The organism is Streptomyces sp. NPDC091649 (assembly GCF_044756785.1).
Classification (GTDB): Bacteria; Actinomycetota; Actinomycetes; order Streptomycetales; family Streptomycetaceae; genus Streptomyces.
Genome location: NZ_JBIVTR010000007.1, coordinates 225125 through 237944, shown reverse-complemented (window position 1 = coordinate 237944; position 12820 = coordinate 225125). Strand labels below are relative to the sequence as shown.

Genomic DNA, 12820 nt, shown 5'->3' with positions numbered 1-12820 from the left:
CGGCACACTCCCCTCCGCGCCCCCACAGGGTGTCGCCCGTTCACCGACGGCTAGTAGGGTGACGAACTCGGGGGCCCACTGCACCGGTTCGAGAGGTGGGGATACGGGAAGATGGCTGTCGGCATGAGCTCGCCGCGACCGGCGCACACCACCGCACCGCCCGCTGCGGACGAGGAGCCGCACGGGCCGACGGCCGGTCCGGACGCCATCGGCATCAGCCTGGACGACCTTCCCGACGGTCTCGTCGTCGCCGACGAGAGCGGGCACGTGATCTGCTTCAACGCCGCCGCCGCCCGCATCACCGCCACCCCCCGCGCCGACGCGATCGGCCGCCGGCTGGAGGCCGCCCTCCCGCTGGAGGACCTCAAGGGCAAGCGCTGGTGGACGCTGACGGACCCGTACGGCGGACTCGCCACCCGTAACGGCCAGCCCGAGCGCAACCTGCTGCTGCCCGGCGGCCGTGAGGTGCTCGTCTCCGCCCGTTACGTACGCGATCACCCGCTCGGCCCGGTGCACCGGGTCGTGGTCTCGCTGCGGGGAACCGAGGCCCGTCGGCGTACCGAGCGCAGCCACGCCGAACTGATCGCCACCGTCGCCCACGAACTCCGCTCCCCGCTGACCTCCGTCAAGGGGTTCACCGCCACCCTGCTCGCCAAGTGGGAGCGGTTCACCGACGACCAGAAGCGGCTGATGCTGGAGACCGTCGACGCGGACGCCGGCCGGGTCACCCGGCTGATCGCCGAGCTCCTCGACATCTCCCGCATCGACTCCGGCCGCCTGGAGCTGCGCCGCCAGCCCGTCGATGTCTCCGCCGCCGTGGCCCGGCACATCCAGGCGCTCATCGCGGGAGGCCAGACCCCCGACCGTTTCCTCGTCCGCACCCGGGGCCCGCTGCCCGCCCTGTGGGCCGATCCCGACAAGGTCGACCAGGTCCTCGGCAACCTCCTGGAAAACGCGGTGCGCCACGGCGAGGGAACCGTCACCATTGAGATCGCCCCGGCACCCGCGCCGGGGACGAGCGACGAGACGGGAACGGCTGTCACCGTGAGCGACGAAGGCCCCGGCATCCCCGAGGAGTCGATGGCCCGTGTCTTCACCCGCTTCTGGCGGGGGAGCAAGCGCGGCGGCACCGGCCTGGGCCTCTACATCGTCAAGGGCATCGTCGAGGCCCACGGCGGCACCATCACCGTCGACCGGGGACCCGGCGGCGGGGCCGAGTTCCGATTTATTCTGCCCGTGAGCATGCCCGCCTGCCTGGTGTGAGCAGCCCACGGGCCTCCCGACCGTCCTGCGGCCCTTAGACTCGACCTTTGGCACCTTTGCGTCCTCCAGTCGTCGAGCGGGGTCGCGCCACCAGCCAATCGGAAGCACGGGAAGAGATGTCGGCACCGAACAAGTCGTACGACCCAGTCGAGGTCGAGGCACTGAAACCGGAAGAGATCGAGCGCCTGCGGGACGAGGCGTTCGCCGCCTTCGCCGCCGCCGGCGACCTCGACGCGCTCGCCCAGGCGAAGACCGCGCACACCGGAGGTACCTCGCCGCTGTCCCTCGCCAACCGCGAGATCGGCGCCCTGCCCCCGCAGGCCAAGGCCGAGGCGGGCAAGCGCGTGGGCCAGGCCCGCGGAGCCGTCTCCAAGGCGCTCGCCGCCCGGCAGGCTGAGCTGGAGGCCGAGCGGGACGCCCGGGTGCTCGTCGAGGAGGCCGTGGACGTCACGCTGCCCTACGACCGCACCCCGGCCGGCGCCCGCCACCCCCTGACGACCATCATGGAACGCGTCGCGGACGTCTTCGTGGCCATGGGCTACGAGATCGCCGAGGGCCCCGAGGTCGAGGCGGAGTGGTTCAACTTCGACGCCCTGAACTTCGTGCCCGACCACCCGGCCCGCCAGATGCAGGACACCTTCTTCGTACGGGGCACCACGCCCGACGGGAAAGCGACCGAGGGCGACGAGTCCGGCGTCGTACTGCGTACGCACACCTCCCCGGTCCAGGCCCGCTCGCTCCTGGAGCGCAAGCCCCCCGTCTACGTGGTCTGCCCCGGCCGGGTCTACCGCACCGACGAGCTCGACGCCACACACACCCCGGTCTTCCACCAGATCGAGCTGCTCGCCGTCGACGAGGGCCTCACCATGGCCGACCTCAAGGGCACCCTCGACCACATGGTCCAGGCGCTCTTCGGACCGGACATGAAGACCCGGCTGCGGCCGAACTTCTTCCCGTTCACCGAGCCGTCCGCCGAGATGGACATGGTCTGCTACGTCTGCCGCGGCGAGTCCGTCGGCAACCCGGACCGGCCCTGCCGCACCTGCGGCAGCGAGGGCTGGATCGAGCTCGGCGGCTGCGGCATGGTCAACCCCAAGGTGCTCACCGCCTGCGGCGTCGACCCCCAGAAGTACAGCGGATTCGCCTTCGGGTTCGGCATCGAACGGATGCTGATGTTCCGCCACAACGTCGAAGACATGCGAGACATGGTCGAGGGTGACGTCCGGTTCACCCGGCCGTTCGGGATGGAGATCTGATGCGCGTCCCGCTTTCCTGGCTGCGGGAGTACGTCGACCTGCCGGCGACGGAGACCGGCCGAGACGTACAGGCCAAGCTCGTCTCCGTCGGCCTTGAGGTCGAGACCGTCGAGCAGATCGGCGCGGGCCTCAAGGGCCCCCTGGTCGTCGGACAGGTCCTGACCATCGAGGAGCTGGAGGGCTTCAAGAAGCCCATCCGCTTCTGCACGGTCGACGTCGGCTCCGCCAACGGCACCGGCGAACCGCAGGAGATCGTCTGCGGCGCCCGTAACTTCTCGGTCGGCGACAAGGTCGTCGTGGTCCTCCCGGGCGCGGTCCTGCCCGGCGACTTCGCGATCGCCGCCCGCAAGACGTACGGCAAGACCTCGCACGGCATGATCTGCTCCACCGACGAGCTCGGCATGGGCGACGACGGAACGCACGGCATCATCGTGCTGCCGCCGGAGCACGAGGTCGGCACCGACGCGATCGAGCTGCTCCAGCTCGTCGACGAGGTCCTCGACATCGCCGTCACCCCGGACCGGGGCTACTGCCTCTCGATGCGCGGTGTCGCCCGCGAGACCGCCATCGCGTACGGGCTGCCGCTGCGCGACCCGGCGCTCCTGGACGTGCCCGCGCCGAACGCGTACGGCTACCCGGTCAAGATCTCCGACCCCGCGCGCTGCGACCGCTTCACCGCGCGCACCGTCACCGGCCTCCAGCCGGAGTCCCGCTCCCCGATCTGGATGCGGCGCCGCCTGCAGAAGGCCGGGATGCGGCCCATCTCGCTGGCCGTCGACATCACCAACTACGTGATGCTGGAGCTCGGCCAGCCCCTGCACGTCTACGACCGCAGCCGGGTCGACGGACCGATCGGGGTGCGCCGCGCCGCGCAGGGCGAGAAGCTCACCACGCTGGACGGCACCGTGCGCGTGCTGGACGCCGAGGACCTGGTCATCACCGACGACCGGGGGCCGATCGGCCTCGCGGGCGTCATGGGCGGCGCCAACACCGAGATCGCCGACGCGGACGGCGAGCACGCGATCACCACCGAGGTCGTCGTCGAGGCCGCGCACTTCGACGCGATCTCGATCGCCCGCACCGCGCGCCGGCACAAGCTGTCCTCCGAGGCGTCCAAGCGCTTCGAGCGCGGCGTCGACCCGCAGGCCGCCGCCGCTGCCGCGCAGCGCACGGTGGACCTGCTGGTCCTGCTCGCGGGCGGCACCGCCGAGGCCGGGGTCACCGAGATCACCGCCCCGTCCGCGCCGCGCACCATCGCGATGCCCGCCGACCACCCCGACCGGGTCGCCGGTGTGGGCTACGGCCGCGAGACCGTCGTCCGCCGCCTCCAGCAGGTCGGCTGCGACGTCTACGGGCAGGACGAACTGATCGTCACCGTCCCGTCCTGGCGTCCCGACCTGAACGAGCCGAACGACCTCGCCGAAGAGGTCATCCGGCTGGAGGGCTACGAGAACCTGCCCTCCACCCTCCCGACGCCCCCCTCCGGCCGCGGTCTCACCGACCGCCAGCGGCTGCACCGCCGCATCGGCCGGGTGCTGGCCGGAGCCGGATACGTCGAGGCGCTGAGCTACCCGTTCATCGGCGACGCCGTCCTGGACCAGCTCGGTCTGGAGGCGGACGACGCCCGCCGCCGCACGGTCACGCTCGTCAACCCGATCTCCGACGAGGAGCCGGCGCTGCGCACCACGCTGCTGCCGGGCCTCCTCGGCGCACTGCGGCGCAACGACGGCCGCGGCAGCCACGACCTGGCGCTCTTCGAGACCGGTCTCGTCTTCAGGCCGACGGGCCAGGAGACGCAGGCGGTCCGGCTGCCCGTCGACCGCCGGCCCACCGACGAGGAGATCGCCTCCCTCGACGCGGCCCTGCCGCGTCAGCCGCGCCGCGCCGCCGTCGTCCTCGCGGGCGCCCGAGAGCAGTCCGGCTGGTGGGGCAAGGGCGCCCCGGCGACCTGGGCGGACGCCGTCGAGGCCGCTCGCTCCATCGCCGCGGAGGCCGGTGTGGAGGTCGTCGTCCGCGCCGACCAGCACGCCCCGTGGCACCCCGGCCGCTGCGCCGCGCTGTACGTCACCGTGAACGGCGAGGAGACCCTCTTCGGACACGCGGGCGAACTGCACCCGCGCGTGATCAAGGCGCTCCACCTGCCCGAGCGGACCTGCGCCGCCGAGGTCGAGCTGGACGTCCTGGAGCGGGCCGTCGACGGAGCGCTCCAAGCGCCCCGGATCTCCACCTTCCCGGTGGCGTCCCAGGACGTCGCACTCGTCGTCGCCGGGGACGTCCCGGCCGCCGACGTGGAGCGGGCACTGCGCGAGGGCGCGGGTGAACTCCTCGAATCGCTGCGTCTGTTCGACGTCTTCACCGGCGAGCAGATCGGCGGGGGCAACAAGTCCCTGGCGTACGCGCTGCGCTTCCGCGCCGCCGACCGCACGCTGACCGTCGAGGAGGCGTCGGCCGCCCGCGACAGCGCGGTGGCGCTGGCCGCCGAGCGCACGGGCGCGGTGCTGCGCGGGGCGTAGCACCTGCGAGCGCGTCGAGAAGGGGCGTATCCGGCCACCGGATACGCCCCTTCTTCCGTCCCGCCGAGCGGCGGACGGGACCACACGCCGGACCGGGAGCGGGAACCGGGAGGAACACGATTCCCGCCTCCGTTCCGCAGCCACCCTCCTTCGTCGTCGGTCAGTGGGCCGTGCGGTCCGGGCGCCGTCCGCGCCGCCTCGGAGTGTCGGGCAGGTCAGCGGTGCGGACGGCGCGGGTACGGGTCGTGGGCCGTTACGAGGGGGAGCCGACGACCCGGGCCGCCTCTTGCGAGGGAGCTCATTCAACCCAACCCCGGGACCGTGCGGCAGAGTGCACAGCAGGAGGGTTCGGGCATTCCGTTCACACCCCGTGTGAACCGTGCTCCACTAGCATCATTGCGACACGCACCTGGGGGGACGATGGAGCCCAATGTCCTGCTCGAAGCCCTGATCGAGGAGGCCGGGGTGTCCCGTGCGGGCCTCGCCGGTCACGTCAACCGAGCAGGGACGACCCGCGGAGTGAGCCTGCGGTACGAACACACGGCGGTCTCCCGCTGGCTCAAGGGCCAGCGCCCGCGCGGCCAGGTGCCTGACCTGATCTGCGAGGTGCTGGCCGGCCGGCTGGGGCGGCCCGTGGGGCTCGACGACATCGGGATGGGCGCCCGCGCCGCGCCGGCGGCCGCCGGCGCCGGCGGAGCCTCCCTGACCGGATTCGTCGAGCGGGCCACCGCCCTGTGGCGCTCCGACGATCAGCGGCGCCCGCACCTGGCCACCGTGCCCGCCGTCACCGGAACCACCGCGGTGATACCGGTCTGGGAGTGGGAGAACCCCCCGGAGGACACCGACGTCTCGCGGCCGGGACCGAGCCGGGTGGGTCCGGCGGACATAGCGATGCTGAAGGCGGCCCGCGACCACTACGAGCAGCTGTACCGCAAGGCGGGCGGCATCGCGACCAGGCCCCGGATCGTCCGCTTCCTCGACGCGGAGGCCGCGCCGCTGCTGCGCGGCGGCTACAGCGACTCCCTCGGCCGGGCCCTGCACCGGGCGACGGCGGGCCTGGTGGCGGTGGCGGGCATCTGCGCCTACGACTCCGACGCCCACGGTCTCGCGCAGCGCTACTTCCACCAGGCGCTGCGGCTCGCCAAGTCCAGCGGCGACCGAGGGCTCGGCGGCTATGTGATCGCCCTGCTGGTCACCCAGTCGCTGTTCCTCGGCGACCACCGCCGCTCCATCGCCTTCGCCGAGGCGGCGCTGCGGGCCGCCGGAGACCACCTCACCCCGGCGCTGGCCGCCGACCTGCACGCCATGCAGGCGAAGGCGTACGCCAAGCTGGGCGACGGGACGAACGCCCGGGTCTGCATCGGGCGGGCCGAGGCGCAGGCGGACCGCATCCACGCCGGCCGGGAGCCGGACGAGACGGGGTACGTCCAGCCGGGACTGGTCGATGTCCAGGTGGCCGAGGCGCTGCTCGGTCTCGGGGACCTGCCGGCCGCCCGGGCGCACGCGGCCTCCGCGGTGCGCGCCCCGGCGCACGACCGGGGGCGCGTGCACCGTCTCGCGATGCTCAGTCATATCGAGCTGCTACAGGGCGAGGCCGACCGCGCGGCCGGTACAGCTGCCGAAATGGCGACACGAGCCCGGGGAATGGAGTCCCAGCGGTTGCGCGACCGGCTGCGGCAGGTCCGGCGCGAGCTGGCCGAGAGCGGGTGCGCCGACGCCGTGCGCACCACCGACCTCATCGACGAGGCGCTCCTTGTGCCCCTGTGAGCTCCGCCGACGCCCCGTCGTTCGTTCTCCCCGGCCGCCGCGCCTGCTGACATGTTGACCCCAACATGTCGAAAGGCGGCACAACCGTGCAGTGGACGAACTTAGGCGAACAGAATGTGTATCAGAACCCGTGGTTCCGGGTGAACCTGGCGGACGTCCAGCTCCCCGACGGCAGCCACCTGGACCACTTCGTCATCCGGCTGCGGCCCGTCGCGGCGGCCACTGTCGTCAACGAGGCGAACGAGGTGCTGCTGTTGTGGCGCCACCGGTTCATCACCGGCAGCTGGGGATGGGAACTGGCCGCGGGCGTCGTCGAGGACGGCGAGGACATCGCGGCGGCCGCGGCCCGCGAGATGGAGGAGGAGACCGGCTGGCGCCCGGGCGAGCTGCGCCCGCTGCTCACCGTGGAACCGTCGAACGGCCTCACCGACGCCCGCCACCACCTGTACTGGTCCGACGAGGCGCACTGGACCGGGCCGCCGCAGGACGCCTTCGAGTCCTCGCGCCGCGAGTGGGTGCCGCTCAAGGTGGTCCCGGACATGATCGCCCGGGGCGAGGTGCCCGCCGCGAACATGGCGGCGGCCCTGCTGATGCTGCACCACCTCAGACTCGGCTGACCCCGTATCCGCACGAGGGTCCCGTACGCGCGAGGAGCCGGCCCCGGGGCGGCCGGGACCGGCTCCCGACAGCGAAGGCGCGTACGGGGCCCCTGGCGTACGGGGCCCCGGCCTACGGGGTCGGGGGCGCATGGGGCCCCGGCCTACGGGGTCTCGTACGCCCGGGGCCCCGCGCCGTGCGATCTCAGGCGTACGGGTAGAACCCCGACCCGGTCTTGCGGCCCAGCCGCCCCGCGTCGACCATGCGCTGGAGCAGCGGGGGAGCGGCGTACAGCGGCTCCTTGTACTCGGCGTACATCGAGTCCGCGACCGAGGCCACGGTGTCCAGGCCGATCAGGTCCGCCAGCTTGAGCGGGCCCATCGGGTGGGCGCAGCCCATCTCCATGCCGTTGTCGATGTCCTCACGGCTGGCGATGCCCGACTCGAACATCCGGATCGCGGAGAGCAGGTACGGGATCAGCAGCGCGTTCACGACGAACCCGGACCGGTCCTGGGCCCGGATCGGGTGCTTGCCGAGCACGTCCTGCACGACGGCCTCGGCGCGCGTGATCGTCTCGTCCGACGTGGTCAGCGCCGGGATCAGTTCGACGAGCCTCTGCACCGGGGCCGGGTTGAAGAAGTGGATGCCGATGACCCGGTCCGGGCGCGAGGTGGCGACCGCCAGCTTCACCAGCGGGATCGAGGAGGTGTTGGAGGCCAGGATCGCGTCCTGCCGGGTCACCACCTGGTCGAGCACCTGGAAGATCTCCGTCTTGACCTGCTCGTTCTCCACGACGGCCTCGATGACGAGGTCGCGGTCGGCGAACTCTCCGAGATCGGTCGTGAAGCTCAGGCGGCCGAGGGTCTCGTCCCGCTCCTCCGCGCTGATCTTGCCGCGCTCGGCGGCCTTGGAGAGGGAGTTGTGCAGACGGGTGCGGCCGATCTCCAGCGCTTCGCCGGTGGTCTCGGCGACCTTCACTTCGAGGCCGCTGCGCGCACAGACCTCCGCGATACCTGCGCCCATCTGGCCACAGCCCACCACTCCGACGCGTGCAATGTCGGCCATAGAGTCCGTCACCTCGTGCCTTTCGCTGTTCTCCGTATCGCAGGGTCCCGTGTGATTCCGGAGCCCGCCTCGACCCCACGACGTTACTCCGAACGCCGACCCCGGCCGCCCGCGGGTCATGGCGGCTACCGATGGGCATGATGCGGTTACGTAGGGCTATTCCGTCGGATGTCGGGCGTGACGTGGAGAGAGGTGGGTCAGGATGCGGCGAACGGGTGTGGCGAGAAGGGCGTTCGTGCTGAGCGCGGCCGGGCTGCTGGCGGCGATGACGTCGGCCGGAGACGCGGTCGCCGCCCCGGCGGGGAGGGCCAGGGGCGGCGGGCGGCAGGAGGCGGCGGGCCAGGTGCGCGGCATGTGGGTCGCCACGGTGGCCAATCTGGACTGGCCGTCGAAGCCGGGCCTCACGGCGGCGCGGCAGGAGGCCGAGCTGATCGCCTATCTGGACCGGGCGGTGGAGCTGCGGCTCAACACGGTGGTGCTCCAGGTCCGGCCGACCGCCGACGCCCTGTGGCCCTCGCCGCACGAGCCGTGGGCCGCCTGCCTCACCGGCACCCAGGGCAAGGACCCGGGCTGGGACCCGCTCGGCACCGCGGTGCGGGCCGCGCACGACCGGAGCCTGGAGCTGCACGCCTGGTTCAACCCCTACCGGGTGGCGAACCACACGGACCCCTCCCGGCTGACGGCCTCCCACCCGGCGCGTCAGCACCCGGGCTGGGTCGTCCCGTACGGCGGGAAGCTCTACTACAACCCCGGGCTCCCGGAGGTCCGCCGCTTCGTCCAGGACGCGATGCTGGACGCCGTGCGTCGCTACGACATCGACGCGGTGCACTGGGACGACTACTTCTACCCGTATCCGGTGGCCGGGCAGACCTTCGACGACGACGCGGCGTTCGCGCGGTACGGCGGCGGCTTCGCCGACCGGGCGGCCTGGCGGCGCGACAACATCGACCGGCTCGTGCGCGAGACGGGTGAGCGCATCCGGCGGCTCAAGCCCCGCGTCCGTTTCGGCATCAGCCCCTTCGCGGTCTGGCGCAACGCGAAGACCGACCCGCTCGGCTCGGACACCCGCGCGGGGGTGCAGACCTACGACGACCTGTACGCCGACACCCGCAAGTGGGTCAGGAAGGGGTGGGTCGACTACATCTGCCCCCAGATCTACTGGCACATCGGCCAGACCGCCGCCGACTACGCCAAGGTGCTCGCCTGGTGGAGCGGGACCGTCCGCGGCACGGGCGTCGATCTGTACGCCGGCGAGGCGCTGTACAAGGCGGGGGACCCGGCCCAGCCCGATCCCTGGCAGGACCCGGCGGAACTCTCCCGCCACCTCACTCTCGCGCGGAAGCACGCGGAGGTGGGCGGTCACGTCTTCTTCTCCGGGAGGAGCGTCGTGGCGGACCGGATCGGCGCGATGCGCCGCGTGGTGGCCGACCACTACACGGACCGCGTCCGGCTCTACCCGGACCGGGGCCGCTCCTACCCGCACCGAGGCCGTCCTTCGGGGTGAGCCGCGGCCGGGGCCTGTCTCCGGAGGGTGGAGGGGCGCGGGGGCCGGGGCCCTGGCGTGCGGTCCCGGCCCGGCGCTCCTACTGCGGCTGCCCGTCCCTCGGCGCCTCCATGTGCTGGACGACGCTGTCGGGGCCCGGTGACATCAGGTGTTCACGGCCGTCCTCGAACCGGAGCCGGTACGGGGGAGCGCCCCCGTCGCCGAGCACCTCGATGATCTCTGCGACCCGGTCGTGCTGTCCCACGGTCCTGCCGTGCATCAGCAGCCGGTCGCCCGTGTGTGCCTCCATCGGGAGCGACCTCCTCACAGGGGGAGACGGTGTCCGTATCGACAAGTCTAGGACCGTACGGTCCTGGATACCCGTCCTGCGCGGCGCCCGGCCCGCTGGGTGGCGGCGATGCAGACGAGCACCGCCACCGCCGCGACCGGAGCGGCGGCGGACATCTCCTCGCCGAGCAGGAGAAAGGACCACACGAGCGTCAGCAGCGGCTGGGCGAGCTGGAGCTGACTGGCGCGGGCGACGCCGATCGCCGCCATGCCCCGGTACCAGACGTACAGCCCGAGGAAGGTCGATCCGGCGGCGACCCAGACCAGGCCGACGACGCCGTGGGCGTTCAGGTGCACGGGTTCCAGCGGCAGGGCCACCAGGCTGCCCGCCACCGCGAGCGGCAGGCACAGGACCAGGGCCCAGCCGATCACGTGCCACCCCGGCATCACCCGGGCGAGCCGGCCGCCCTCGGTGTATCCGGCCGCGCACACGAGCAGCGCGCCGAACAGGTACAGGTCGCCGGAGGCGAGAGCCCCGCCGCTCTCCCGCACGGTGAAGGCGATCACCACGGCCGCGCCGGCGAGGGCCGCGATCCAGAAGACGCGGGACGGCCGTTCGCCGGTGCGGAGGGACCCCAGGACCGCCGTGGTCAGGGGCAGCAGGCCCACGACCACGGCCGCGTGCGAGGTGGTGGAGGTCTGCAGGGCCAGCGTCGTCAGCAGCGGGAAGCCCACCACCACCCCGCCCCCGACGACCGCGAGCCCGGCCCAGTGCCGGCGCTCGGGCAGCGGGACCCGCGCGGCCAGCAGCACACTCCCCGCGATCAGGGCGGCGAGCACACTGCGCAGCGCGACCAGGGACCAGGGGCCGAAACTCTCCAGGCCCCAGGCCGTGGCCGGAAAGGTGAGCGAGAACGCCACGACACCGAGCCCGGCGAGTACGGTGCCGCCCCGGCCGGACGGGGGCGTCGGCACCGACCCGCTCGCAGGCCCGTCCGCGGCCGCTTTCGACATGACGGCCGGGGCGGTTCGCGGGGTGCCGTCCGACTGGGCAACCGCTATCGGCGAGGACGGGGTAGCGCTATTCTCTGCTCTCATGCAAGAGCGTAGCAGCGTCGCCGAACTGGTCACTTCCCTGCGGGCTGATCTCAACCGCTACTCACCCGGTGGAAAGCTGCCGTCCAGTCGTGCGCTCGTCGAACGGTTCCGGGTCAGTCCCGTCACCGTCTCCCGCGCCATCGCCCAGCTCGCCGCCGAGGGGCTCGTCGTCACCCGCCCCGGATCCGGCGCCTTCCGGGCCCACCTCCGCGCGGCGTTGCCCGCCCCGGGCGACACGTCCTGGCAGGAGGTGTCGCTGAGCGGCGACGGCGGGCCGGAAGTGGTCCCCCGTACGGTCGATGCCTCCGGGGTGCTGGTCACCCTCGCCGCACCGCCGCCCGGGGTCATCGAGTTCAACGGCGGCTACCTCCACGGCTCGCTCCAGCCCGAGCGGGCGCTCTCCGCGGCCCTGGCCCGCGCGGGCCGCAGGCCGGGCGCCTGGGGCCGCCCCCCGACGGACGGACTGCCCGAACTGCGGTCCTGGTTCGCCCGCGAGATCGGCCCCGCAGTCTCCGGCACCGACGTCCTGATCACCGCGGGCGGCCAGAGCGCGCTGGCCACCGCGCTGCGCGCGCTCGCCCCGCCCGGCGCCCCGGTCCTCGTGGAGTCGCCCACCTACCCGGGGATGCTCGCCGCCGCCCGCGCCACCGGGCTGCGCCCCGTCCCCGTGCCGATGGATTCCGACGGGGTCCGGCCCGAGCTGCTCGCCGACGCGTTCCGGGCCACCGGCGCGCGGGTCTTCGTCACCCAGCCGCTCTTCCAGAACCCCACGGGAGCCACCCTCGCGCCCGCCCGCCGCCCCGAGATCCTGGCCATCGCCCGCGCGGCCGGGGCGTTCGTGGTCGAGGACGACTTCGCCCGCCGGCTCGTCCACGACGACGCCGGACCGCTCCCCGCGCCGCTGGCCGCCGACGATCCCGACGGCGTCGTCGTCCACGTCTGCTCCCTGACCAAGGTCACCTCACCCAGCCTGCGGGTCGGCGCCCTGGCCGCCCGCGGGCCCGTGCGGGAGCGCCTGCGGGCCATCCAGGTCGTCGACAGCTTCTTCGTGCCCCGGCCGCTTCAGGAAGCCGCGTTGGAACTCGTCGGCTCCCCGTCCTGGGGCCGCCATCTGGCCGCCGTCGCCACCGAGCTGGGACACCGCCGCACGGTCATGGCGGCCGCCCTGAGCAGCGAGCTGCCGGAACTCGCGCTGCCGCTTCTGCCGGCGGGCGGCGGCAGCCTCTGGCTCCGGCTCCCCGGCGGCGGCGCGGGAACGGGCACCGACGAGCCGGCCGTCGTCTCGGCCGCCCTCCGCGCCTCGGTCGCCATCGCCCCCGGACGCCCCTACTTCTGCGCCGAGCCCCCGGCCGGACACGTCCGCCTGAGCTTCGCCGCGGTCTCCGGTGCGGCCGAGATCGCGGAGGGCGTACGCCGTCTCCGTACCGCCTTCGACGGGCTCCCGGGCCGGTAGGCCGTATCTCACACATTCCCGTCCGCCACGGGGGTGT

The 12820-nt window shown here is 73.1% G+C and carries 10 protein-coding genes; 7 read left to right on the top strand and 3 right to left on the bottom strand.

What is annotated here, in order from left to right; genetic code table 11:
* Positions 1-111: 111 nt before the first annotated feature.
* The 5 genes from ACIQMU_RS15565 to ACIQMU_RS15545 all read left to right on the top strand — a co-directional run bounded on the left by ACIQMU_RS15565 (position 112) and on the right by ACIQMU_RS15545 (position 7416).
* The gene (locus ACIQMU_RS15565) at positions 112-1263 is read left to right on the top strand and encodes an ATP-binding protein (protein WP_402689006.1); all 1152 of its coding nucleotides are present in this window, start codon (positions 112-114) and stop codon (positions 1261-1263) included.
* A 116-nt stretch (positions 1264-1379) separates the two neighbouring features.
* On the top strand, positions 1380-2519 hold the full coding sequence (gene pheS, locus ACIQMU_RS15560; protein WP_352241659.1) for a phenylalanine--tRNA ligase subunit alpha: 1140 nt from the start codon (positions 1380-1382) through the stop codon (positions 2517-2519).
* Positions 2519-5032 carry a phenylalanine--tRNA ligase subunit beta gene (gene pheT, locus ACIQMU_RS15555; RefSeq protein WP_402689005.1) on the top strand — a complete coding sequence of 838 codons (2514 nt, stop codon included), beginning with the start codon at positions 2519-2521 and terminating at the stop codon, positions 5030-5032. The genes pheS and pheT overlap by 1 nt, the downstream gene beginning before the upstream one ends.
* A 420-nt stretch (positions 5033-5452) precedes the next feature.
* A complete protein-coding gene (locus ACIQMU_RS15550) occupies positions 5453-6799 on the top strand; it encodes a transcriptional regulator (RefSeq protein ID WP_352241657.1) in 1347 nt (448 codons plus the stop codon).
* 86 nt (positions 6800-6885) lie between these two features.
* Entirely contained in the window at positions 6886-7416 is a 531-nt protein-coding gene (locus tag ACIQMU_RS15545) for an NUDIX domain-containing protein (protein ID WP_352241656.1), read from the top strand.
* 184 nt (positions 7417-7600) lie between these two features.
* Here ACIQMU_RS15545 and ACIQMU_RS15540 read toward each other — a convergent pair whose 3' ends face one another.
* A complete protein-coding gene (locus ACIQMU_RS15540) occupies positions 7601-8461 on the bottom strand; it encodes a 3-hydroxybutyryl-CoA dehydrogenase (protein ID WP_352241655.1) in 861 nt (286 codons plus the stop codon).
* 235 nt (positions 8462-8696) lie between these two features.
* Here ACIQMU_RS15540 and ACIQMU_RS15535 point away from each other — a divergent pair, with 235 nt between their 5' ends.
* The gene (locus ACIQMU_RS15535; RefSeq protein WP_352241654.1) at positions 8697-9965 is read left to right on the top strand and encodes a family 10 glycosylhydrolase; all 1269 of its coding nucleotides are present in this window, start codon (positions 8697-8699) and stop codon (positions 9963-9965) included.
* Positions 9966-10044: 79 nt separating this feature from the next.
* On the opposite strand, the gene ACIQMU_RS15530 is transcribed toward ACIQMU_RS15535, so the two are convergent.
* The gene (locus ACIQMU_RS15530; RefSeq protein ID WP_352241653.1) at positions 10045-10254 is read right to left on the bottom strand and encodes a DUF1918 domain-containing protein; all 210 of its coding nucleotides are present in this window, start codon (positions 10252-10254) and stop codon (positions 10045-10047) included.
* Between the two features lie 47 nt (positions 10255-10301).
* Positions 10302-11246, bottom strand: a complete 945-nt coding sequence (locus ACIQMU_RS15525; RefSeq protein ID WP_402689004.1) for a DMT family transporter — start codon at positions 11244-11246, stop codon at positions 10302-10304.
* On the opposite strand from ACIQMU_RS15525, the gene ACIQMU_RS15520 reads away from it, so the two are divergent.
* Positions 11176-12783 (top strand): PLP-dependent aminotransferase family protein, encoded by a 1608-nt coding sequence (locus tag ACIQMU_RS15520; protein WP_402689003.1) that lies wholly within the window; start codon positions 11176-11178, stop codon positions 12781-12783. The genes ACIQMU_RS15525 and ACIQMU_RS15520 overlap by 71 nt on opposite strands.
* Positions 12784-12820 lie beyond the last annotated feature (37 nt).

Bases quoted from the DNA above. Each gene is read 5' to 3' on its own strand.
- ACIQMU_RS15530 (WP_352241653.1), bottom strand. From the start codon at position 10,254: ATGGAGGCACACACGGGCGACCGGCTGCTGATGCACGGCAGGACCGTG.
- ACIQMU_RS15540 (WP_352241655.1), bottom strand. From the start codon at position 8,461: ATGGCCGACATTGCACGCGTCGGAGTGGTGGGCTGTGGCCAGATGGGC.
- ACIQMU_RS15565 (WP_402689006.1), top strand. From the start codon at position 112: ATGGCTGTCGGCATGAGCTCGCCGCGACCGGCGCACACCACCGCACCG.
- ACIQMU_RS15550 (WP_352241657.1), top strand. From the start codon at position 5,453: ATGGAGCCCAATGTCCTGCTCGAAGCCCTGATCGAGGAGGCCGGGGTG.
- pheS (WP_352241659.1), top strand. From the start codon at position 1,380: ATGTCGGCACCGAACAAGTCGTACGACCCAGTCGAGGTCGAGGCACTG.
- pheT (WP_402689005.1), top strand. From the start codon at position 2,519: ATGCGCGTCCCGCTTTCCTGGCTGCGGGAGTACGTCGACCTGCCGGCG.
- ACIQMU_RS15525 (WP_402689004.1), bottom strand. From the start codon at position 11,246: ATGTCGAAAGCGGCCGCGGACGGGCCTGCGAGCGGGTCGGTGCCGACG.